Consider the following 21,959-nt stretch of genomic DNA (forward strand, 5'->3'; position numbering starts at 1 on the left):
GGGGAAATGGCATGGAAAGACATGATGTACAAATGGTGATTATTACAGGAATGTCAGGGGCCGGGAAGACGGTAGCCATGCAGAGCTTTGAAGATCTAGGCTTTTTCTGTGTTGATAATCTACCACCTGCACTACTCCCTAAATTTGTAGAATTAATGCAAGAATCTGCAGGTAAACTGAACAAGGTGGCACTTGTTATGGACCTTCGTGGTCGAGAATTTTTTGATCAGTTGTTCTCAACGCTCGATCAACTTGCCATCTCATCCGATGTTCAGCCGCAGATTTTATATTTAGATTGTAAAGATGCAACTCTTGTACGCAGATACAAAGAAACGCGACGTTCTCATCCTTTAGCGAAGAGCGGAAACCCGCTTCAAGGCATCACGCAAGAGCGAGAGATGCTCGAAGAACTAAAAGGAAGAGCTCAGCAAGTATTAGATACATCTGACCTAAAGCCTCTTCAGTTACGTGAACGTATCATTCAACGTTTTTCCGCAAATGCCGCTCATCCGTTCACGATCAACGTGATGTCATTTGGATTTAAGTATGGGATGCCGATCGACGCTGACTTAGTGTTTGACGTTCGCTTCTTACCGAATCCGCATTACATCGAACATATGAGACCGCGAACAGGGCTTGAGGCAGATATTTCTGAGTATGTGTTAAAGTGGCCAGAAACGAACATGTTTTTAGAAAAACTGCTCGATCTGCTTCAGTTCATGATTCCTCAATATAAAAGAGAAGGCAAGAGTCAGCTGATCATCGGGATCGGGTGCACAGGCGGAAAACATCGTTCTGTAGCTCTAGCTGAATACATCGGAAATGCACTTTCCAAAGAATATGTGACATTCAGCTCTCACAGAGATATGGGAAAGGATAAAGTTTAAATGAATAAGCAGCCGAAAGTGGTAGTGCTTGGCGGAGGAACAGGCCTTTCTGTTCTTCTCCGTGGTTTAAAGCGCTATCCAGTTGATATCACTGCTATCGTTACGGTTGCAGATGATGGCGGAAGTTCTGGAAGGTTGAGGAGGGATTATGATATGCCTCCTCCTGGTGATGTTAGAAACGTGATCGCCGCCCTTTCTGAAGTAGAACCGCTTGTAGAAAAAATGTTTCAGCATAGGTTTAAAGTGGGCGACGGAATTACGGGTCATTCGCTTGGAAACTTGCTTCTTGCTGCCATGCACGATATTACAGGAGATTTTTTAACAGGAATTCGGGAACTTAGCCGCGTTTTAAACGTAAGAGGTCAGGTACTCCCTGCAGCGAAAAACAGTATAATTTTATGTGCCGAATTAGAAGATGGGACGATTGTTCAGGGGGAATCTAAGATCCCGCTGTCGAATAAGAAAATTAAACGCGTCTTTTTATCTGATGAAAAGATCGAGCCTCTTCGTGAAAGCGTGAAAGCGATTCAAGAAGCGGATCTAATCGTGATCGGACCAGGTAGTTTGTATACGAGCATCCTGCCGAACCTTCTAGTAAACGGAATCTCTAATAGCATCCGTGAGGCAACGGCTCCTAGAGTTTATGTGTGTAATGTGATGACACAGCCTGGTGAGACAACTGGTTACACAGCTGGTGATCATATTCAGGCATTAATCGATCATGTTGGGCACAATTTTATTGACGTTGTTATCGCAAACAATGAAAAGATTCCACCAGAATATTTGGATCTATACTTGGAAGAAGGCGCATCACAAGTTCAGTATGATGAGGAACGGTTAAAGTCGTTCGGCATCGGTTTGTTGTGCGACAACATTATTCAATACGGAACGCTTGTCAGACACGATGCACAGCGTGTTTCTGATTTATTGTTAGGACTTATAGAAAAATAGAATACGGATTGAAATGGATGGAAGAGAGGTGGTGATGCAGGTGTCTTTTGCTGCAGATACAAAAAAAGAATTAACGCAGCTTGAACTGAAAGATTGCTGTAAAAAAGCAGAGTTAGCTGCCTTAATTCGAATGAATGGTTCCATCTCTTTCAGCAACAGAAAATTGATTCTCGATATCCCGACTGAAAATGCTGCTATTGCAAGAAGAATCTATACGTTGATCAAACGTGTATATCCTTATCACGTAGAGCTATTAGTACGAAAAAAGATGCGCTTGAAAAAGAATAATGTCTACATTGTACGTGTTTCAGAAGAATCAAGAGCATTGTTGGAAGATTTGAAGATTATTGACGGAGCTTTTACGTTTACCCGCAACATTGCAGAGGAATTTAATAAGAAAAGCTGCTGCCGCCGTGCATACATGAGAGGGGCTTTCTTAGCAGGTGGGTCCGTAAACCACCCAGAGACAAGCTATCACTTAGAAATATTCTCGATGTATGAAGAGCATACGGTTGCATTAGCTGAACTGATGAACACCTTTGAACTTAAAGCAAAAGTTCTTGAACGTAAAAAAGGGTACATCATCTATTTAAAGGATGGCGAAAAGATTTCAGAGTTCCTTACTCTGATCGGCGCTCATCATGCTGTATTGTTCTTTGAGGACATCAGAATTTTAAAAGATATGCGTAACTCAGTAAACCGACTCGTAAACTGTGAGACGGCAAACCTTAACAAAACAGTAGGTGCTGCCATGAGACAGGTCGAGAACATTAAATTCATCGACGAACAGGTAGGACTTGAAACACTTCCAGATAAGCTGCGTGAGATTGCGCAACTGAGAGTCACACATCAAGAAATTACCCTTAAAGAGCTAGGTGAGATGGTATCATCCGGCCCTGTAAGTAAATCAGGTGTTAACCACCGATTACGCAAGATTGATGAGATCGCAACGAAAATTAGAAACGGTCAACCCATCCATTGATGTTTCATAGAGAGATAAGGTTAGAGGAGGTAAGGTAGAATGGTTGAAAAGAAAGTAACCGTGCAGTTGAAGAGTGGACTGCAAGCACGACCAGCAGCATTATTCGTCCAAGAAGCAAACCGTTACACATCTGATGTATTTGTCGAGAAGGAAGGCAAGAAAGTGAACGCGAAGAGCATCATGGGAATTATGAGTTTAGCTGTAGGATCTGGCAGTGAACTTGTACTCGCTGTTGATGGCCCTGATGAGAACGAAGCTGTCGAAGCCCTAGCAGCTTTTGTTTCCAAAGCAGAATAATAGGGGTCTGACCCCACACAATTACAAACCGCTATTTTGTCCTTATGGAAAGGACAAAATAGCGGTTTTTCAATTTTACAGGGTTGGCCACTATCGTTCTCTCAATATACTGTATAAGAGGAAAAGGGAGGCGATTATTTTGCATCATACAAGTTTCATGCATGACTGGTCGTTTGCCGCAGGATTAACGATTGTAAATATACTTCTGACACTTTATCTGATTAAACCTCGAAGAAGTACGGCACGTTTGATATTTTGGGTTCTGATGCTGATCTTTATATTTCTATATCCTTTGGCATTGGCCGGGTTTTCCTTGCTAGGTCCATCAAGTTCAGGACTGTTTCTGGGCCTTGCCTTTATGATTACAATTATCTTCAGTCTCATCTTATTTTTTAGCGTCTGCTGGGTTTGGGTGATTCGGCATTCGTTTTATCGATAAATAAATCTATAGAAACGATATCAAACAGCTCACTTTAAACTGAGATCGCTCCTTAAATGAGAGTTGACAACATGTGGGTAACCCTATATATTAATCACTAATCAGGAGAATAGTAAGAGTTGAGATGAGTGGAGAACAGAGAGCATAGTTTGAGCTGAGTTGAGAGTATTTTAATCCTCCGATTAAACCTCTTTCTTAGTTTATTTATGATGCAAACATCAACCTCCGCTGTAAAAAGCGAGAGGTTTTTTATTTTTTGAAAGAGGTGGATTGAACATGTTTATGCCAAATGTAGAGGAAGTCATTTCTCTATCAAAAGAAAATTTCAATGTTATTCCAATAGGTTTTACTTATTTATCTGACCATGAGACGTGCATCTCTCAGTTTGAGAGAGTTCGTCATGAAGAACATGCTTTTTTGCTTGAAAGTGTTGAGGGCGGAGAAAGTTGGGCGAGGTACTCGTATATTGGCAGAAAGCCTTTCTTGGTGGTTTCGTCATCAGGAAAGACCGTAGATATCACGTTTATAAATGAAAAACAAACTATCCATAAGCAAGGTTCTCCGTTAGATATCGTGAAAGAGTATGTATCACGATACAAATCTCCTAAACACTCTTCTCTGCCTCCGTTCACAGGAGGTGCTGTTGGCTTTTTCGGCTATGATCTGATTCATACGTTTGAAAATGTCCCAAGACCAAAATCTCCATCTGAACAAGAACATGAAATGGAATTTTTGTTCACAGATGAAGTCATCATATTCGATCATCTAAAACAAAAAACAACGATTGTGTGCAATCTGCACGTTTCTCCTGATGATAATGAAAAAACCTTACACGAAAAATATGAACAAGTGTGCAACAGAATTGGGAAAACTTATGAAGAGCTGCAGCAGCCTGTAAAAATGAAAGCTGTTCCTAAAGAGTTTCCACTAACAGAAATGAAAAAAAATGAAGTCCGTTCTTCACATACTAAAGATGAGTTTTGTTACATGGTGAAGCAAGCGAAGGAATATATCAAAACGGGAGATGTTTTTCAGGTCGTATTATCCCAGCGATTCGAACAAGAAAACGAAGCAGATCCGTTCGATGTGTATCGACTTCTTCGTTCCATGAACCCTTCACCGTACATGTATTATTACAAATCGAAGGATGCATATATCGTCGGTGCGTCTCCAGAGCTTCTTGTAAAAGTGGATGATGGATGTGTCGAGAACCGACCGATCGCGGGAACCCGTCCAAGAGGAAAGACGCTTCAGGAGGATTTGGCTTTTGAACAGGATTTGCTTGCTGATGAAAAAGAACGAGCAGAGCATGTCATGCTTGTTGATTTAGGAAGAAACGATGTAGGAAGAGTGAGCGAATACGGAACCGTAGAACTAGATTCATATATGGAGATCGAGCGTTATTCACATGTTATGCACATGGTGTCACACGTGAAAGGTAAATTGCAGGGAGATAAAGACTTTTTCGATGCGCTCCGATCTTGTATGCCGGCCGGCACCGTTTCAGGTGCGCCAAAGGTCAGGGCCATGCAGATCATTTCTGAACTCGAACAACAATCGCGGGGCGTGTATGGTGGTGCCATCGGGTACTTAGGATTTAACGGCCAGATGGATTCTTGCATCGCGATTCGGACGATCGTGTTTCAGGATGGAAAAGCCTACGTCCAAGCAGGTGCAGGCGTCGTAGCGGATTCGGTTCCAGAGCGAGAGTACGAAGAGACAGTCAACAAAGCGAAAGCCATGCTGAAAGCAATCGAGGGGGGGACAGACCCCAGACAAATACAAACCCCCGTTTTGTCTATTCGGTGAAGACACTCGCGTCCCGTATAAGCAATACAGCGTGTCTGGAAGCCAACCGCCTCTGAGCAGAATGCTATTATCAAATGTTGAAAATGGATATACTGTCCTTTATATTCTTTTAAATGACCAACTTAAAGGGGCGAGTATAGATGAAAGCTTTAATGCTTGAAGATAAAAACATGTGGCGTGAGATGAAGGTTCAAAAAACTGAAAAACCTTCACCAGGACCCGGGGAAGTATTAATTCGTATCAAAGCTGCTGGACTTAATCCTGTAGACTACAAGACTGCTACAAACGGCAATCCTGCCTGGAATTATCCACACATCCTTGGTGTTGACGCAGCGGGGATTGTTGAAGAAGCAGGTGATGGCGCAGCTGAATTCAAGCAGGGAGACCGTGTATTCTTTCATGGGAATTTCATGAAAAACGGAGGTTTTGCTGAGTATGCTATGACAACTGCTCATTCTTTGGCTAGAATTCCTGATAAGCTATCGTTTGAAGAAGCAGCGGCTCTTCCTTGTGCAGGGATGACAGCATACCAAGCACTTTTTAGAAAAATGAACCTCCAACAAGATGAGACAATCTTGATTCACGGTGGAGCTGGTGGTGTCGGCGGATTTGCTATCCAGTTGGCTAAACAGATCGGAGCTACCATCTTCACAACATGTTCTCCTGAAAATGAGGAGTACGTAAAAAGCCTTGGGGCCGACCACGTGATTTTTTATAAAACAGAAGACGTTCATGCACGTGTTATGGAACTGACAGACGAAGTTGGAGTCGATGCTGTCCTTGACACGGTTAGCCGCGAAAATGCAACTGAATCATTAAAAAGTATCGGATTTAATGGGCGAATAGCATTTATTGCGGGAAATCCTGATTATTCTGCTGTAAAACCTTTTAGTCAGGCACTCTCTTTCCATGAGATCGCACTTGGTGCTGCTCATTTCTCGAATTCAGTAAAAGCTTTAAAAGATTTAGCAACAATGAATGAAGAATTAGCTCAGCTTGTCGTTGAAGGAAAGATCTCAGCGATGATTTCTGAAAAGATCTCACTTGAAGAAGTGCCAGCAGGACTCATCAAACTCTCTGAAAGACATGTTAAAGGAAAGATTGTTGCTGTTATATAGTCATAAAAAAAACTGGACTGCAAATTCTGCAGTCCAGTTTTTATATTATCTTATTATTTTTTAATCTCTGTGCTATCTACAGATGTGATCAGTTTATCAACCAATCCGTATTTAACCGCATCTTCTGCAAGCAAGAAGTTATCACGGTCTGTGTCGCGCTCGATGACTTCAAGCGGTTGACCTGTTTTTTCAGAAAGGATCTTGTTCAGCTGTTCGCGCATCTGGATGATACGACGAGCGTGAATTTCGATATCACTTGCTTGACCACGTGTTCCTCCAAGAGGTTGGTGAATCATAACTTCAGAGTTTGGAAGCACGTAACGTTTTCCTTTTTCCCCTGCTGCAAGTAAGAAGGCACCCATAGATGCTGCCATACCGATACAGATCGTGGAAACGTGTGGCTTGATGAAGTTCATCGTGTCATAGATCGCCATACCAGCTGTGATCGAACCACCTGGGCTGTTTATGTATAACGAGATGTCTTTATCAGGATCTTCAGCCGCTAAGAATAGAAGTTGTGCTACGATTGAGTTTGAAACATTATCGTCGATCGCACTACCAAGCATGATAATACGGTCTTTTAATAGACGGGAGTAGATATCGTAAGCGCGCTCCCCACGGTTCGTTTGTTCAATTACTGTTGGAATTAAGTTCATGGAAATCCTCCTTCTCCTTTTTCAAGTTAAACTGTACTGTCATCATACAAAAAAGGTCAAACAAGGTCAAACAATATGCTGTATGTAACTCATTTCGCCAGCAATGCTCAATATCCTTCTTACACCTTATGTATGGGCTATCATCATAATGCCCGCTAGAAGCAGGATTTTAAACCTCTAGATTAGAAAACAATACCCTTATTACAGAAATATAAGCCCTAGTTTTCGTTTTTAATTTCAATATAAGCGGTTTCTAGGTTGCGTATGCGACGGACGATCTCACTGTTTTTGTTAAGATTATCATTGATCAGCGTGCCCACGATCGAACGGTAGTACGCATTCATCGCATGTGTTTTCGTAAAAACATCTTTGTTGCGTTCTATGTATTGCTGAAAGTTCTCTTTAAAATAAGGTACTGAAAATGCTTCGCTCACTTGGTGTTCCTCCTTCATTCGTAAAACCATTCATGAAAGGTTCATGTTCTTTATCTATCATAGCCTATCAAATGTGAATACAAAAGTATTATAAAATTTCTATCCCTTGTTTTGACAATTGGATTTTAGCATGTTATAGTTAATTCAACCATTTACGTTGTGAATATCTTTTGGATTTAAAGCGGTCGTACTTTTTGAATAAGAAGTGGAACACGTAAAATCCACTTTTGAATTATTCAAATGAGTGCGCATTTTTTTATGCCTTTTTATTTACATAGTAAGTCGGTTAAAAGAGTTAAAACGCTTACATAGCGTTTGTAAGGAGGAAACACCCATGCAAAATGGTAAAGTAAAATGGTTCAACGCTGAGAAAGGTTTCGGCTTCATCGAAGTTGAAGGCGGAAACGACGTATTCGTTCACTTTTCTGCGATTCAATCAGAAGGCTTCAAGTCTCTTGAAGAAGGACAAGAAGTATCTTTCGAAATCGTTGATGGCGAGCGTGGACCACAAGCTGCTAACGTAACAAAACTTTAATAGTAAAGTTTAAAATGCCAGACTGCCTTCGGGCGGTGCTGGCATTTTTTTGTAGGCTAAGAATTCATGGTTCCCATGGGGAGTTGAAGAGCTACTTGTCTTCCTCAAAAATACATATTCGAGGGATTTGTATTTGTGTGGGGTCAGACCCCAAATTTTGTAGGATGTATAGCGCTTACATCTGTAGTATGATGAAGAAATAGGGGGGATCTAGAATGGAAATGGGTTTGTTTCAACAACAGAGCATGAACCTTGTCATGACAACTGAATTGCGTCAGGCCATCGCCATTTTACAAGTTCCCAGTTATGAACTGACGTCATATCTTCAAGAGCAGGCGTTAGAAAACCCGCTCATTGAAATTGCAGAACCAAAGGGCATGTTCACGACATTAAAGAAGAACGTACGAAAAAATGGGGTTAATAGCCGATCGGGTGATCATCAGCCACTTGAGCATCTAATCATAGAAAAAGAAACTCTTTTTGATTACCTATATAAGCAATCGATCCTTCTGCCGATTAAAGAGCAGGATCAAAAACTCTTTCGATACTTGCTGTTAAGTGTAGACGAGAGCGGATACCTTACCGTCTCTGCTGAGGAAACGGCCAACCGGTTTCATACGACAGTTGAAAAATGTGAGGAACTGATCGCTCTTCTTCAAACGTTAGAACCTGTTGGAATCGGGGCGCGAGATCTAAGAGAATGTTTGTTGCTTCAGCTTGAAGAACAGCATCTCCAACATACATTAAGCTACATAATCGTTGATCAGTATCTAGATAAGCTTGCAGAGCGTAAGATGAAATGGCTAGCTACTCATCTGAATGTAACACCTCATGAAGTCGAAGAAGCAGCTGATCTTCTCCAAACACTTGATCCTCGCCCAGGCGCAGCATACGCTCCTGCCAGCGATCAGGCATATTTATATCCAGATGTCTCTGTGACCGAAGAGAATGGAAAGTTTCACATTGCGGTGAACGAGCAGTACTCACCGATGTTAAAGTTGAACGAAAGCTATGGAACACTCTTGAACGAAAGAAACGCAACATCGAAGTTTTTAGATGATTCGTTCCAAAAGTTCAATTGGTTAAAAAAGGCGCTGGATCAAAGAAAAGAAACGTTGCTTAAGATAACGAAAGAGATCGTGAGAATACAAGAGAAGTATTTTGTAACATTCAACCGATCGGATTTAATACCACTCACTTTAAAAGAAGTAGCAGATGAGATTGGTGTACACGAATCAACGGTAAGCCGTGCCGTCAAAAATAAAGTGCTTCAAACATCAAAAGGGGCTGTTGAACTAAAATCATTTTTCACAGCTAAAATCTTTACGCAAGATGGAGGAAGCGTTTCGGCAACCTCTGCCAAATCGGAGATTAAGAAACTTGTAGAGAGCGAAGATAAAACAAAACCTTTATCCGACCAGATGCTCGCCTCTCTTTTAGAAAAGAACAGCGGTCTCACGATATCCCGAAGGACGGTTGCGAAATACCGGGAAGAATTAAACATACCATCTTCTTCAAAACGGAAACGGTATACCTCTTAAAATAAGGTCTTTTCCTCTCGGAGAAGTCCTTTTTATTTGGCGCTATGGCTCACGAGTAAGTTCACTTCGTTAGAATAAACTTGTAGACGCAGGAGTAATGAAACAATCTTGAGGCTAACCGCCCCGTGGAAAGCGAGCAACCTGGAGCGGAAATCAACAACTTTCAAAAACAAAAACGCATACAAGATAGCCTAATACAAACCAAAGGAGCACTGAAAATGGGTGAAAAAAAAGTCATACTTTACACGAAGATACATTGTCCACTTTGTGATGAGGCACATAAACTATTACAGAAGCTGCAGCAGGAGATTCCGTTTTCCATAGAGTCGATCGACATCTATCAAGATGATCTCCTTCTTGAAAAATACGGTCTGATGATTCCGGTTGTTGAAGTTGACGGAAAAGAAGTCGACTATGGAATATTATCCGAAAGCAAGGTGAAGAAAGCGCTTACTAATTTTTAATAAGTAAAAGTTGTTGAAATGTAGGGATACTATTTGATAATATAAACTTGCCAGAGAGAAATCTGACACTTTTATGACAAAAAGTGAATGCTGGCACGTTTTAAAAGATCACTTTCAGGGTAATATACAATAGGTAATATTTGGACTTGGGTTAAACCAAGTTATTTTCTTAAGCTAATGGGACAAAAAATGACTAACCGGGACATGAAAAGTCCAACCGGTTTATCATTTAATTTACTTAAAAGCTTAATCGTTCATCTCATTGAATCAGGAGAATGTGCAATGAAAAAACTTATAGAGATACAGAAGAAGTTGCTGCCAGATCTTCTAGAAACGATGCGAAAGCGATACAACGTATTAAATGTTGTGAGAATCCATGAACCTATTGGAAGAAGAAGTTTAGCATCAACCTTGAACCTGACAGAACGCGTACTGCGCTCAGAAGTTTCGTTCCTAAAAGATCAAGGACTTCTAAACATCCAGACTGCTGGCATGTCACTAACAACAGAGGGGCATGATATTTTAGTAGAGCTATCTGAGATGATGAAAGAATTGTCTGGTTTGCATGTTTTAGAATCGAAACTTAAGGATATGTTAAATCTGTCAGAAGTCATCGTAGTACCGGGTGACAGTGATCAAGATGTTTGGGTAAAAAATGATATGGGTAAAGCAGCAGCAGACCGATTGAAGCGTCAGCTGTCAGCAAAGAACATCATTGCTGTAACGGGTGGAACAACACTCGCTTCAGTAGCTGAGATGATGACACCTATACAAAAGGGACAACATTTATTGTTCGTTCCTGCCCGAGGCGGACTTGGTGAGAAAGTTGAGAACCAAGCGAACACCATTTGTTCCACGATGGCTCAAAAAGCGAACGGGGAATACAGGCTGCTTCATCTGCCAGATCAGTTGAGCAAAGAAACGTATCTTTCTTTGATGGCTGAGCCTGGTGTTAAAGAAGTCATGGAGCTCATACACTCCGCTGGTATAGTGCTTCACGGGATTGGCGATGCTAAAACAATGGCAGTACGTCGAAACTCTAACCCGTCGGTTCTACTAAAGCTGGAAGAAGAAAAAGCAGTTGCAGAAGCATTCGGCTATTACTTCGATCAGCAGGGTGAAGTGGTTCACCGCGTACGCACGATAGGGTTGCAGCTAGATGAGCTGCAGAATAGTGATTTCATCATGGCAGTAGCAGGCGGATCTTCTAAATCCGATGCGATTGCAGCATTCATGAAACACGGTCCGAAAAAGGTTTTAATCACGGACGAAGGAGCTGCCAGGCAACTATTGGGTAACTCGTAAGTTCATTTCCATTTCGTTATTAAGGGGATTTCCCTTTATATAAAAAATAAATTCTCTCTTAAATCAAGGAGGTCATTTTACATGGCAACAAAAATTGGTATTAATGGTTTCGGTCGTATTGGCCGTAATGTATTCCGCGCAGCATTCAACAACCCTGAGGTAGAAGTTGTAGCTGTAAACGACTTAACAGATGCTGATACTCTTGCTTTCCTATTAAAGCATGACACAGTACACGGCAAATTCGCTGGTTCTGTTGAAGTTAAGGAAAATGCACTTATTGTAGATGGCAAAGAAATCAAAGTTTTAGCTGAGCGCGATCCAGCACAACTTGGCTGGGGAGACCTTGGTGTAGAAGTAGTTGTTGAATCAACTGGACGTTTCACTAAGCGTGCAGACGCTGCTAAACACTTAGAAGCTGGCGCTAAAAAAGTAATCATTTCTGCTCCTGCTTCTGATGAGGATATCACTGTAGTTCTTGGTGTTAACGAAGACAAGTACGATGCAGCTAGCCACGATGTAATCTCTAACGCATCTTGTACAACTAACTGTCTTGCACCATTCGCAAAAGTTCTTCACGAAAAATTCGGCGTGAAGCGCGGTATGATGACAACTGTTCACTCATACACAAACGATCAGCAAATTCTTGATCTTCCACATAAAGATCTTCGTCGTGCTCGTGCGGCAGCTGAGAACATCATTCCAACATCAACTGGTGCTGCTAAAGCAGTTTCTCTAGTGCTTCCTGAACTTAAAGGTAAGCTTAACGGTATGGCAATGCGTGTTCCAACTCCAAACGTATCTCTAGTTGACTTAGTTGTTGAACTTGACAAAGAAGTTACTGTTGACGAAGTAAACGCAGCACTTAAAGCTGAAGCTGAAGGAAACCTTAAAGGAATCCTTGGCTACTCTGAAGAGCCGCTTGTATCTACTGACTACAATGGCGACACTCACTCTTCTACAATCGATGCTCTTTCTACGATGGTTATGGAAGGAAACATGGTTAAAGTTGTATCTTGGTACGATAACGAAACTGGATACTCTAGCCGCGTTGTAGATTTAATTGACTATATCGCTAAAAAAGGACTTTAATAGATAGAGAAGAACAATAAGGAGGGGGAGAAGTCGTTTCAAACAGGCTTCTACTCCTCTTTCCCATGTAAAACCTGGGAGATTGCTGATTCTTTTAATCTTTTTACTAGTCAGGAGGCTGCATGTACTTATGAACAAAAAAAGTGTTCGTGACATCGATCTAAAAGGCAAAGTCGTATTTTGCCGTGTTGATTTTAACGTACCTATGAAAGATGGAAACATTACGGATGAAACGCGTATCAACGCTGCTCTTCCTACCATCAAATACTTAACAGAGCAAGGCGCTAAAGTTCTTTTAGCAAGTCACTTGGGACGTCCAAAAGGACAAGTTGTTGAAGAACTTCGTCTAACTCCAGTAGCAGAACGCTTAAGCGAACTTCTTGGAAAAGAAGTTGTAAAAACGGATGAAGCTTATGGAGAAGAAGTTGAAAAAGCAGTCGCTAACCTAGAAGAAGGCGGCGTGATCTTACTTGAGAACGTTCGTTTTTACCCAGGAGAAGAAAAGAATGATCCTGAATTAGCACAAAAGTTTGCAGCACTTGCTGATGTGTACGTAAACGATGCTTTTGGAGCAGCTCACAGAGCACATGCTTCAACAGAAGGGATCGCGAAACATCTTCCTGCTGTATCCGGTTTGTTGATGGAAAAGGAACTTGAAGTGCTAGGAAAAGCATTATCAAATCCCGACCGTCCTTTCACTGCTATCATCGGTGGTGCAAAAGTTAAGGATAAGATTGACGTAATCGACAATCTATTAGACAAAGTAGACAACCTGATCATCGGCGGTGGTTTAGGGTATACATTCATTAAGGCGCTTGGCCATGATGTAGGGAAGTCTCTTTTAGAAGAAGATAAGATTGAAACTGCTCGCGGTTTCATGGAAAAAGCTAAAGAAAAAGGCGTGAACTTCCTAATTGCTGAGGATGTTTTAGTAGCCGACGACTTCTCGAACGACGCTAACACGAAAGTAGTAGCGATCGATTCTATCCCATCTGACTGGGAAGGGCTTGATATCGGAACAAAAACGATCGAAAAGTACGTAAAGGTTATTAAAGAATCGAAGCTTGTAATATGGAACGGACCGATGGGTGTATTTGAGATCGACGCATTCGCAAACGGTACTCGTTCAGTAGCAAACGCACTAGCAGAAGCAACTGACACGTACAGCGTTATCGGTGGTGGAGATTCAGCTGCAGCTGTTGAGAAGTTTGGTCTTGCTGATAAAATGAGCCACATCTCAACTGGCGGCGGTGCTTCCCTTGAGTTCATGGAAGGTAAAGAACTTCCAGGCGTTGTAGCTTTAAACGACAAGTAAGATTTTGTGCGCGGTCGATTTCCGCTTCAGGTGCTTCGCTTTCCGCGGGGCAGGCGGTGAGCCACTTGCCGCTTTGCGCCACTAAGTGTCTCACCTGACCGCTTGTCCCGCAGGAGTCTCGCACCTTACACTCCAATCGACTTATCAATGAAGCTACTGTATAACTGACTGCTTCAACTTTTAGTACTACTCTAAAAGAAACACTTTTAAGAGGTGAAAAGAATGCGTAAACCTATTATTGCAGGTAACTGGAAAATGAATAAAACGTTAACAGAAGCACGCAGTTTTGTAGAAGAAGTGAAAGGTCTTGTACCTTCAGCTGAGACTGTAGATTCTGTAATCTGTGCTCCTGCTCTGTTCCTTGATAGCTTAGCAGACGAGTCAGAAGGTACACCGCTTGCGATCGGTGCACAAAACATGCACTTTGAAGAGAGTGGTGCGTTCACAGGTGAAATCAGCCCTGTTATGCTAAAAGATCTTAACGTTCAATATGTTATTCTTGGACATTCTGAGCGTCGCGAACTTTTTGGTGAAACAGATGAGCTTGTTAACCAAAAGACACATGCTGCATTCAAACATGGTCTGACTCCGATCGTTTGTGTTGGTGAAACGCTTGAACAGCGTGAAGCAGACAAAACGAAGGACGTTGTAAAAGAACAGACTGAAAAAGGTTTATCTGGTTTGACAGATGAGCAGATGAAACAAACCGTTATCGCATACGAGCCAGTTTGGGCGATCGGAACAGGCAAAACAGCTTCTTCTGAAGATGCGAACGAAGTATGTGCATACATCCGCAGTGTTGTAGCAGATCAATTCTCTCAAGATGTTGCTGATGCTGTTCGTATTCAATACGGCGGCAGTGTTAAGCCTGACAACATCAAAGAATTAATGGGTATGTCTGATATTGATGGCGCTTTGGTTGGCGGAGCTAGCCTTGAGCCAAAATCTTACCTTCAGCTTCTGGAGGGCGTTAGCCGATGAGTAAAAAACCAGTAGCTTTAATCATCTTAGACGGTTTTGCTTGCCGTAATGAAGACAAAGGTAATGCTGTTGCACAAGCGAAAAAGCCCAACTTTGACCGCTACTGGGAAACGTATCCGCACGCTCAACTAACAGCTAGTGGGGAAGCCGTTGGACTTCCTGAAGGTCAAATGGGTAACTCGGAAGTAGGTCACTTAAACATTGGTGCAGGACGTATCGTCTACCAAAGTTTGACACGCGTGAATCTATCGATCAAAGAAGGAGATTTTTACGAAAATCAAACGTTTATTGATGCTATGGATCATGTGAAAAAGACTGGCAAAGCACTTCATATCTTTGGATTGCTATCTGATGGTGGTATTCACAGCCACATCGAACACATTCTTTCACTATTAGAACTAGCTAAAAAGCAGAACGTGGAAAAGGTATATCTGCACGGATTCTTGGACGGGCGTGATGTACCACCACAATCAGCAAAAGGTTATATTCAAAGAACAGTGGACAAGATGAATGAACTTGGTGTTGGTGAGATTGCAACACTTTCTGGCCGCTACTATTCCATGGACCGTGATAAGCGTTGGGACCGAGTTGAAAAATCATACCGCGCAATGGTTTATGGTGAAGGACCAGATTACAAAGATCCATTTGAAGTCGTTGAAGATTCGTACAGCAATGGCGTTCATGATGAATTCGTTCTTCCTTCAGTTTTGAAAAAAGAGAACGGTGAACCTATTGCAACCGTTCAAGATGGAGATGCAGTTATCTTCTGTAACTTCCGTCCTGACCGTGCGATCCAAATCTCACAAGTGTTTACAAACGAAGATTTCCGTGGGTTCGACCGCGGAGAAGCGTTCCCGAAAAACCTTCACTTCGTATGTTTAACACACTTTAGTGAAACGGTTGATGGGGATGTAGCGTTCAAACCTACAAACCTAGACAACACATTAGGTGAAGTTTTATCACAACAAAACTTTAAACAGCTTCGTATTGCTGAAACAGAAAAGTATCCACACGTAACGTTCTTCTTCAGTGGAGGACGTGAAGCAGAGTTTCCTGGTGAAACGCGTATCTTAATCGACTCGCCTAAAGTTGCAACGTACGACTTAAAGCCTGAGATGAGTGCTTATGAAGTAACGGATGCGCTTGTTGGAGAGATTGAAGCAGATAAGCACGATGCGATCATCTTAAACTTTGCAAACCCAGATATGGTAGGTCACTCAGGGATGCTTGAGCCTACGATTAAAGCAGTTGAAACAGTGGATGAGTGCTTAGGAAAAGTGGTCGATGCGATCCTTGCAAAAGGTGGAGCTGCGATCATTACTGCTGACCATGGTAATGCTGATGAAGTCATTACGATGGAAGGCAATCCGATGACGGCTCACACAACAAATCCTGTTCCTGTAATTGTGACACAAGAAGGATTAGAACTGCGTCAAGACGGAATCTTGGCCGATCTTGCACCAACAGTTTTAAACCTTTTAGGTGGAGTACAACCGAAAGAAATGACAGGTAAATCGTTAATTAAATAAGTTTGTTTACGAAATATGTACAGAGACTCTTGTGCATAATGCCGGAAATGCCTTATTCTCAAATTACATTTTCTTATAAAAGGAGAGACAATTATGTCAGCTATTATTGAAATTTATGCTCGCGAAGTTCTAGACTCTCGCGGTAACCCAACAGTTGAAGTAGAAGTTTACACTGAATCAGGTGCATTCGGACGCGCAATCGTTCCATCTGGTGCTTCTACAGGTGAATATGAAGCAGTTGAGCTTCGTGATGGTGACAAAGAGCGTTACCTTGGAAAAGGTGTTATGAACGCTGTTAATAACGTAAACGAAAACATCGCTCCAGAACTTATCGGCTTTGACGTACTAGACCAAGTAGGAATCGACCAAACGTTGATCGAGCTTGATGGTACTGAAAACAAAGGTAAATTAGGCGCTAACGCAATCCTTGGTGTTTCTATGGCTGTTGCACATGCTGCTGCTGATTTTTTAAACGTACCTCTTTACATGTACCTTGGAGGATTCAACTCTAAAACTCTTCCAGTTCCAATGATGAACATCTTAAACGGTGGAGAGCATGCGGATAACAACGTAGACATTCAAGAATTCATGGTTATGCCTGTTGGTGCTGAAAGCTTCCCTGAAGCACTTCGCATGGGTACTGAAATCTTCCACAGCTTAAAAGCAGTTCTTAAAGAAAAAGGATTGAACACAGCTGTAGGTGACGAAGGTGGATTCGCTCCAAACCTTGGTTCAAACGAAGAAGCTCTTCAAACAATCATGGAAGCGATCGAAAAAGCAGGTTACAAGCCAGGTGAAGAAGTTCGCCTTGCAATGGACGTTGCAGCTTCTGAATTGTTCAACAAAGAAGACGGAAAATACCACCTTTCTGGTGAAGGTGTTGTTAAGACTTCTGAAGAGATGGTTGCATTCTACGAAGATCTTGCTAGCAAATATCCGATCGTTTCAATCGAAGACGGTCTTGACGAGAACGACTGGGATGGCTTCAAGCTATTAACAGAGCGTATCGGTGACCGCGTACAGCTTGTTGGTGACGACTTGTTCGTAACAAACACGACTAAGCTTTCTGAAGGTATCGAAAAAGGAATCGGTAACTCAATCCTTATCAAAGTTAACCAAATCGGTACGTTGACTGAAACGTTCGACGCGATCGAAATGGCTAAACGTGCTGGTTACACAGCAGTTATCTCTCACCGTTCTGGTGAATCTGAAGACAGCACGATCGCTGACATCGCTGTAGCGACAAACGCTGGACAAATCAAAACAGGAGCTCCTTCTCGTACAGACCGTGTTGCGAAGTACAACCAACTTCTTCGCATCGAAGACGAGCTAGGCAACCTAGCTGTATACCCAGGAATGAACGCATTCTACAACCTTAAAAAATAATTGGGGTCTGACCCCACACAAAGACAAACTCGCCATTTTGTCTTTGTGAAAAAGACAAGCCCCCGGATCAAGCACTATAAGCGCTGATCCGGGGGCTGTCTTCATTTAAAAGGGGTTAAGCCATCTCTGCTGCTTATCGAGAGCGATTGTTAGAATGAAGGATAGTAACAATGAGCATTGAGAAACTGATCATGAGCGACATCGTTTCAAAAATAGTCATTTTTGATCCCTCCAATCGTGTTACCCTTAAGATTCGTAAAAGCAGGGTTGTCCTATACCTAAAAAGAGAAAGATAGGTAATAAGGCTTGTCTTTTTTGCTTAAAGGATTTCAGGATTAATTACATATAATGTTTTCATGGGGTTGTGAGCGATTCAAAAGTTTTATGAGCGATTCCAGGATTCTGTGAGCGATTCAAAAGTTTTATGAGCGATTCTAGGATTTTGTGAGCGATTCTAGGATTTTGTGAGCGATTCAAAAGTTTTATGAGCGATTCCAGGATTTTGTGAGCGATTCGAAAGTATTATGAGCGATTCCAAGGCTATGAGTGATTCGAGAACTTCACGACCTTCTCAGAATCTCAATGTCATTGCAATCTCAAGAGCGTTCCAAGTTTTTAACTCACTAAATATCTACCACAGCTCTTACCGAATTTTTCACAAAACCTCATAATCCTTCTATTTTTAACGAAAATCATTTAAAATGCTTATAACAAGTACTTGCTTGATGTACGGGGGAATTTTTGATGAATGATAGTTTATACATACGTATAGAAGCTGGGGATCCTTATGACACGGGGAGCCTCATGCCATTGAAACCTGAGGGAGAAGCACTTGTATTCGGCCGATCTTCTCAAACGAACGAAACAGATGTGTCATTTATAAGTCCATACGTTTCCCGAAAGCATGCAGAGATTTACATGCAAGACGGGGTATCTTTTATTCGTGATCTAGATTCAAAGCACGGAACGGCGCTCAATAACCAGCTTCTCGAGCCACATATGCCGAAACAGCTTCAATCTGGTGATGTGATCAGCTTGGCAAAGGGAGTTATTCTGTTAACCTACCTGAATACTGAAGCGGATCAATCAGATCTTACGATGGAGTTTACTTCACCTATTCAACCCGCAGAATCACAGATCACGAGTGGGTTGCATATCATTCCTGAACGCCGCCAGATCTCGATAGATGGAGAGCCATTATTTCTGTCAGGAAAACACACCGACCTTCTTGTATTTTTGTATCGAAAAAAGAATCAGGCGGTCAGCAGTGACGAAATAAAGATTCAAATATGGCCGGAGCGAATGGTTGCTGGCTCCAACGACATTCCTGACGTTGGAAACGATGAGATCAATGCACTTGTCTACCGTCTCAGAAAGAAGCTTGGCCCATACGGAGATTCGATCGTTACCGTTCCTCGTTATGGATACATGCTGCAGATTAATTAAATAGGAATACTCCAAAGAGTCTGTTAGAACACAATCGTTCTGATAGACTTTTTTTCTTATAAAAAACCCCGCGAAATTATCAGAACCTTATCATTTCCGTATGAGGAAAGAGTCATGATAAATCCATTTTAGACTAGACAAAAAGAGAGTAAATTAAATAAAAGGAAAAAACTCCTTTTTAGATGTTTCTGATAAATAGGTGTGGTGAAGAAAAAATGAGGGTAGAGGAAACTAGACGGGATCGAAGAGGAAGATCATATCGGTTCCGATTAATCCGGGCATTTATCGTTCTACTATTTACAATTTTGTATATACGAACCTATGACCTTCAGATTACGAATGGAGAAAAGGCTCGTTTGAAATCTGAGACCTATGAAGATGTTGTAATCAAAAAATCCATTTTCAATGATAACTACTACTCGTCAAAAAAAGACACACCACTAGAAACAGACATAAAACATAACAAGTAACAGTAAAATGAAAATGGGGGATGTCCCCATTAATACGAAGAGGGGATGTTTATGATGCAACCACTTAAACAAGAATCTTCGGATGGTGCAGAAAACAAACTGGAGAAATTGAATCCGATCAGCTTTATTGGAAAAGTGAAAGAAACCAATGGCCAAGTATTTACCATCTCTCATAAGAAAACGTTGATGAAAGTAAAACTGGATGCTAAGACAGAGCTGCTCGATGGGGACAAGACGCTAGATATCGCGCCAGACGAAGCCGTGCAGCCAGGAGCTACCGTTCAAGTAGTAGGGATGTTAAACAAAAGACTGAATGTAATAAGAGCGGTTCGCCTCTATATTTTTCATAAAGAATTTGATATCAACTATTCAGGAACAAATTAATGAAGGTTCTGAAAAAAGCTTTGCCTCGTCCCTTCAAGTTATGGTACATTTAGGGTAATGTAACGTGGAACGGTGGAGGTGTAACATACATGCTAACAGCAGCAAAAATCCTTCTTATTTTAGTATCAATCGCATTAATCGTTGTCGTTGTTCTTCAATCAGGTCGTTCGGCAGGATTATCAGGTGCGATTACAGGTGGAGCTGAACAGCTTTTTGGTAAACAAAAAGCACGTGGAATCGACGCATTGCTAAGTAAGTTAACGATCATTCTTGCAGTGTTGTTCTTCATTCTAACGATTTCAGTAGCATACTTTATTCCGATGAACTAAAGAACACTCAAAAACAACAAGCGGTATTTACTGCTTGTTGTTTTTTTAGTCTGTAGAAACACCGCATAACCTTTATGAGAGTGGTTGTGATATGATTTGATACGAGGATAAAAGGGTAACCTATAGACAAAAAAGGTGGTAGCATGATCGGGTGTCTTTGTTTGCATGGGTTCACAGGCGGACCTTATGAGATCGAGCCAATTACAGAATATCTTGAGAAGCATACAGATTGGTTGTTATCTGTGCCCACTTATCCTGGTCACGGAACTGAGCTCTCATTAAGAGGTAGAACACATACAGAATGGCTTCAAGAAGCTGAAAATGCCTATTTGGAGCTACGAGAAAAAGTTGAACAAATCTATATAGTCGGCTTTTCAATGGGTGGAATGATCGCGGGGTATCTCGCTTCAAAGTACGGGTGTGACAAATTAATTCTGTTGAACGCAAGTGCCTACTATCTTAACCCCGCACAGATGATTAAAGATATAGCCAATATGATGGTCTCTGGTCTGAACGGTCAACTAAGAGATCATGAATTATATAAAAGGTATCGAAAAAAGTTCCTTGATACACCTTTCAGTGCAACAAGAGAGTTTCAGAAGCTAGTAAGGATGATCAAACCTGAATTCTCACAAGTCTCCGCACCAACTTTGATCGTTCAAGGAGAATGTGATGGCCTTGTTCCGAGAAGAAGTGCAGAATATCTGTACAAAGCGATAGCAGCATCTAACAAACGTCTTTGTTATTTTAAAGAATCAAAGCACATGATCTGTCATGATGTAGAGAAAGATGACTTAATTCAAGAAGTATATCAATTTTTAACGAATGAATAGGAGAGGTACAACATGAAAATCGCAGCACCAAAACCGTTCTTCTTTGAAGGAGGAAAACGGGCAGTCTTAATGCTTCATGGGTTCACGGGCAGTTCAGCCGATGTACGAATGATGGGGAGATTTCTGCAGAAGAAGGGCTATACATGTCACGCTCCTCAGTATAAAGGGCATGCCGTTCCCCCTGAAGAACTAGTACACACAGGACCCAAAGACTGGTGGGAAGATGTGATTGGCGGCTACAATCACCTTAAAGAAAAAGGCTACGACGAGATTGCTGTTTGCGGTCTTTCCTTAGGTGGCGTATTCTCTTTAAAACTTGCTACTGAACATCCTGTGAAAGCAGTTATTCCGATGTGCGCACCCATGTCTATCAAGAGTGAAGAAGTGATGTATAAAGGGGTTTGTGCGTACGCTGAAGAATATAAAAAGCGTGAACAGAAATCAGCAGAACAGATTCAAGAAGAGATGGAAGAATTCAAAAAAACACCGATGAATACGTTAAAAGCACTTCAAGATCTAATTCAAAGTGTAAGAAATTCAGTAGATCTCGTATACGCACCTACGTTTGTTGTGCAGGCTAGAAATGATGAAATGATAAACACGGAATCTGCAAATATTATCTATGATGAAGTGGAAAGTGAAACGAAAGATTTAAAGTGGTATGAAAACTCATCACACGTTATTACATTAGACAAGGAAAAAGAACAGCTGCATGAAGATGTTTATGCTTTCTTAGAAGACCTTGATTGGTCAGAATAGAACCTTTTTTCCTTAAAAAG

23 protein-coding genes are annotated in these 21,959 nt (G+C 41.6%); 20 read left to right on the forward strand and 3 right to left on the reverse strand.

Features of this window, described 5'->3' with window-relative positions; genetic code table 11:
- The first annotated feature begins 11 nt into the window (after positions 1–11).
- The 6 genes from rapZ (at position 12) to HU823_RS09335 (ending at position 6,483) form a co-directional block, all read left to right on the forward strand.
- Positions 12–887 carry an RNase adapter RapZ gene (gene rapZ, locus HU823_RS09310; RefSeq protein ID WP_144698094.1) on the forward strand — a complete coding sequence of 292 codons (876 nt, stop codon included), beginning with the start codon at positions 12–14 and terminating at the stop codon, positions 885–887.
- Complete coding sequence (locus HU823_RS09315) at positions 888–1,838, forward strand: gluconeogenesis factor YvcK family protein (RefSeq protein ID WP_066397612.1); 951 nt, start codon at positions 888–890, stop codon at positions 1,836–1,838. It begins immediately after the preceding gene.
- A gap of 40 nt (positions 1,839–1,878) precedes the next feature.
- A complete protein-coding gene (gene whiA, locus HU823_RS09320; RefSeq protein ID WP_066397610.1) occupies positions 1,879–2,820 on the forward strand; it encodes a DNA-binding protein WhiA in 942 nt (313 codons plus the stop codon).
- 39 nt (positions 2,821–2,859) lie between these two features.
- Positions 2,860–3,117, forward strand: coding sequence for an HPr family phosphocarrier protein (locus HU823_RS09325; protein ID WP_066397607.1), 258 nt, complete (start codon positions 2,860–2,862; stop codon positions 3,115–3,117).
- Positions 3,118–3,832: 715 nt separating this feature from the next.
- Positions 3,833–5,365 carry an anthranilate synthase component I gene (gene trpE / locus HU823_RS09330; RefSeq protein WP_197221922.1) on the forward strand — a complete coding sequence of 511 codons (1,533 nt, stop codon included), beginning with the start codon at positions 3,833–3,835 and terminating at the stop codon, positions 5,363–5,365.
- 140 nt (positions 5,366–5,505) lie between these two features.
- Entirely contained in the window at positions 5,506–6,483 is a 978-nt protein-coding gene (locus HU823_RS09335; protein WP_197221923.1) for a zinc-binding dehydrogenase, read from the forward strand.
- 53 nt (positions 6,484–6,536) lie between these two features.
- Here the strand turns inward: HU823_RS09335 and clpP are convergent, their stop codons facing one another.
- On the reverse strand, positions 6,537–7,139 hold the full coding sequence (gene clpP, locus HU823_RS09340; RefSeq protein WP_197221924.1) for an ATP-dependent Clp endopeptidase proteolytic subunit ClpP: 603 nt from the start codon (positions 7,137–7,139) through the stop codon (positions 6,537–6,539).
- A gap of 218 nt (positions 7,140–7,357) precedes the next feature.
- Entirely contained in the window at positions 7,358–7,573 is a 216-nt protein-coding gene (gene yvfG / locus HU823_RS09345) for a protein YvfG (protein WP_066245683.1), read from the reverse strand.
- A 334-nt stretch (positions 7,574–7,907) separates the two neighbouring features.
- Between yvfG and cspD the strand changes: the two genes are divergently transcribed.
- The 9 genes from cspD to eno all read left to right on the forward strand — a co-directional run bounded on the left by cspD (position 7,908) and on the right by eno (position 17,718).
- Positions 7,908–8,108 (forward strand): cold-shock protein CspD, encoded by a 201-nt coding sequence (gene cspD, locus HU823_RS09350; protein WP_066245685.1) that lies wholly within the window; start codon positions 7,908–7,910, stop codon positions 8,106–8,108.
- Positions 8,109–8,323: 215 nt separating this feature from the next.
- Complete coding sequence (rpoN, locus tag HU823_RS09355) at positions 8,324–9,649, forward strand: RNA polymerase factor sigma-54 (protein WP_144698104.1); 1,326 nt, start codon at positions 8,324–8,326, stop codon at positions 9,647–9,649.
- Positions 9,650–9,867: 218 nt separating this feature from the next.
- Positions 9,868–10,113 (forward strand): glutaredoxin family protein, encoded by a 246-nt coding sequence (locus tag HU823_RS09360; protein ID WP_144698106.1) that lies wholly within the window; start codon positions 9,868–9,870, stop codon positions 10,111–10,113.
- A 282-nt stretch (positions 10,114–10,395) separates the two neighbouring features.
- Positions 10,396–11,418 (forward strand): sugar-binding transcriptional regulator, encoded by a 1,023-nt coding sequence (locus tag HU823_RS09365; protein WP_144698108.1) that lies wholly within the window; start codon positions 10,396–10,398, stop codon positions 11,416–11,418.
- Between the two features lie 81 nt (positions 11,419–11,499).
- Positions 11,500–12,507: a type I glyceraldehyde-3-phosphate dehydrogenase gene (gene gap / locus HU823_RS09370; RefSeq protein ID WP_066397583.1), complete on the forward strand. Its 1,008-nt coding sequence runs from the start codon at positions 11,500–11,502 to the stop codon at positions 12,505–12,507.
- Between the two features lie 130 nt (positions 12,508–12,637).
- Complete coding sequence (locus HU823_RS09375) at positions 12,638–13,822, forward strand: phosphoglycerate kinase (protein ID WP_066397581.1); 1,185 nt, start codon at positions 12,638–12,640, stop codon at positions 13,820–13,822.
- Positions 13,823–14,044: 222 nt separating this feature from the next.
- Entirely contained in the window at positions 14,045–14,803 is a 759-nt protein-coding gene (gene tpiA / locus HU823_RS09380) for a triose-phosphate isomerase (protein WP_197221925.1), read from the forward strand.
- On the forward strand, positions 14,800–16,332 hold the full coding sequence (gene gpmI / locus HU823_RS09385; RefSeq protein ID WP_197221926.1) for a 2,3-bisphosphoglycerate-independent phosphoglycerate mutase: 1,533 nt from the start codon (positions 14,800–14,802) through the stop codon (positions 16,330–16,332). The genes tpiA and gpmI overlap by 4 nt, the downstream gene beginning before the upstream one ends.
- A 93-nt stretch (positions 16,333–16,425) precedes the next feature.
- Positions 16,426–17,718, forward strand: a complete 1,293-nt coding sequence (gene eno, locus HU823_RS09390; RefSeq protein WP_066245699.1) for a phosphopyruvate hydratase — start codon at positions 16,426–16,428, stop codon at positions 17,716–17,718.
- A 133-nt stretch (positions 17,719–17,851) separates the two neighbouring features.
- Here eno and HU823_RS22280 read toward each other — a convergent pair whose 3' ends face one another.
- A complete protein-coding gene (locus tag HU823_RS22280; RefSeq protein WP_370630058.1) occupies positions 17,852–17,938 on the reverse strand; it encodes a putative holin-like toxin in 87 nt (28 codons plus the stop codon).
- Positions 17,939–18,462: 524 nt separating this feature from the next.
- On the opposite strand from HU823_RS22280, the gene HU823_RS09395 reads away from it, so the two are divergent.
- The 5 genes from HU823_RS09395 (at position 18,463) to HU823_RS09415 (ending at position 21,939) form a co-directional block, all read left to right on the forward strand.
- Positions 18,463–19,164, forward strand: a complete 702-nt coding sequence (locus tag HU823_RS09395) for an FHA domain-containing protein (RefSeq protein ID WP_144698117.1) — start codon at positions 18,463–18,465, stop codon at positions 19,162–19,164.
- A gap of 521 nt (positions 19,165–19,685) precedes the next feature.
- Positions 19,686–20,018 carry a hypothetical protein gene (locus HU823_RS09400; protein WP_144698119.1) on the forward strand — a complete coding sequence of 111 codons (333 nt, stop codon included), beginning with the start codon at positions 19,686–19,688 and terminating at the stop codon, positions 20,016–20,018.
- An 89-nt stretch (positions 20,019–20,107) separates the two neighbouring features.
- On the forward strand, positions 20,108–20,347 hold the full coding sequence (gene secG / locus HU823_RS09405; RefSeq protein WP_144698121.1) for a preprotein translocase subunit SecG: 240 nt from the start codon (positions 20,108–20,110) through the stop codon (positions 20,345–20,347).
- Positions 20,348–20,490: 143 nt separating this feature from the next.
- Positions 20,491–21,180 (forward strand): alpha/beta hydrolase, encoded by a 690-nt coding sequence (locus HU823_RS09410; protein WP_144698123.1) that lies wholly within the window; start codon positions 20,491–20,493, stop codon positions 21,178–21,180.
- Positions 21,181–21,192: 12 nt separating this feature from the next.
- Positions 21,193–21,939, forward strand: a complete 747-nt coding sequence (locus HU823_RS09415) for an alpha/beta hydrolase (RefSeq protein WP_144698125.1) — start codon at positions 21,193–21,195, stop codon at positions 21,937–21,939.
- The last annotated feature ends 20 nt before the right edge of the window (positions 21,940–21,959 follow it).

The organism is Fictibacillus sp. 18YEL24 (assembly GCF_015903855.1).
GTDB classification, from domain to species: Bacteria; Bacillota; Bacilli; order Bacillales; family Fictibacillaceae; genus Fictibacillus; species Fictibacillus phosphorivorans_C.

Excerpts from the sequence above, each read along its gene's own strand:
- rapZ (WP_144698094.1), top strand. The coding sequence starts at position 12 with ATGGAAAGACATGATGTACAAATGGTGATTATTACAGGAATGTCAGGG.
- HU823_RS09315 (WP_066397612.1), top strand. The coding sequence starts at position 888 with ATGAATAAGCAGCCGAAAGTGGTAGTGCTTGGCGGAGGAACAGGCCTT.
- HU823_RS09325 (WP_066397607.1), top strand. The coding sequence starts at position 2,860 with ATGGTTGAAAAGAAAGTAACCGTGCAGTTGAAGAGTGGACTGCAAGCA.
- trpE (WP_197221922.1), top strand. The coding sequence starts at position 3,833 with ATGTTTATGCCAAATGTAGAGGAAGTCATTTCTCTATCAAAAGAAAAT.
- HU823_RS09335 (WP_197221923.1), top strand. The coding sequence starts at position 5,506 with ATGAAAGCTTTAATGCTTGAAGATAAAAACATGTGGCGTGAGATGAAG.
- clpP (WP_197221924.1), bottom strand. The coding sequence starts at position 7,139 with ATGAACTTAATTCCAACAGTAATTGAACAAACGAACCGTGGGGAGCGC.
- cspD (WP_066245685.1), top strand. The coding sequence starts at position 7,908 with ATGCAAAATGGTAAAGTAAAATGGTTCAACGCTGAGAAAGGTTTCGGC.
- rpoN (WP_144698104.1), top strand. The coding sequence starts at position 8,324 with ATGGAAATGGGTTTGTTTCAACAACAGAGCATGAACCTTGTCATGACA.
- HU823_RS09360 (WP_144698106.1), top strand. The coding sequence starts at position 9,868 with ATGGGTGAAAAAAAAGTCATACTTTACACGAAGATACATTGTCCACTT.
- HU823_RS09365 (WP_144698108.1), top strand. The coding sequence starts at position 10,396 with ATGAAAAAACTTATAGAGATACAGAAGAAGTTGCTGCCAGATCTTCTA.
- gap (WP_066397583.1), top strand. The coding sequence starts at position 11,500 with ATGGCAACAAAAATTGGTATTAATGGTTTCGGTCGTATTGGCCGTAAT.
- HU823_RS09375 (WP_066397581.1), top strand. The coding sequence starts at position 12,638 with ATGAACAAAAAAAGTGTTCGTGACATCGATCTAAAAGGCAAAGTCGTA.
- tpiA (WP_197221925.1), top strand. The coding sequence starts at position 14,045 with ATGCGTAAACCTATTATTGCAGGTAACTGGAAAATGAATAAAACGTTA.
- gpmI (WP_197221926.1), top strand. The coding sequence starts at position 14,800 with ATGAGTAAAAAACCAGTAGCTTTAATCATCTTAGACGGTTTTGCTTGC.
- eno (WP_066245699.1), top strand. The coding sequence starts at position 16,426 with ATGTCAGCTATTATTGAAATTTATGCTCGCGAAGTTCTAGACTCTCGC.
- HU823_RS22280 (WP_370630058.1), bottom strand. The coding sequence starts at position 17,938 with ATGACTATTTTTGAAACGATGTCGCTCATGATCAGTTTCTCAATGCTC.
- HU823_RS09395 (WP_144698117.1), top strand. The coding sequence starts at position 18,463 with ATGAATGATAGTTTATACATACGTATAGAAGCTGGGGATCCTTATGAC.
- HU823_RS09400 (WP_144698119.1), top strand. The coding sequence starts at position 19,686 with ATGATGCAACCACTTAAACAAGAATCTTCGGATGGTGCAGAAAACAAA.
- secG (WP_144698121.1), top strand. The coding sequence starts at position 20,108 with ATGCTAACAGCAGCAAAAATCCTTCTTATTTTAGTATCAATCGCATTA.
- HU823_RS09410 (WP_144698123.1), top strand. The coding sequence starts at position 20,491 with ATGATCGGGTGTCTTTGTTTGCATGGGTTCACAGGCGGACCTTATGAG.
- HU823_RS09415 (WP_144698125.1), top strand. The coding sequence starts at position 21,193 with ATGAAAATCGCAGCACCAAAACCGTTCTTCTTTGAAGGAGGAAAACGG.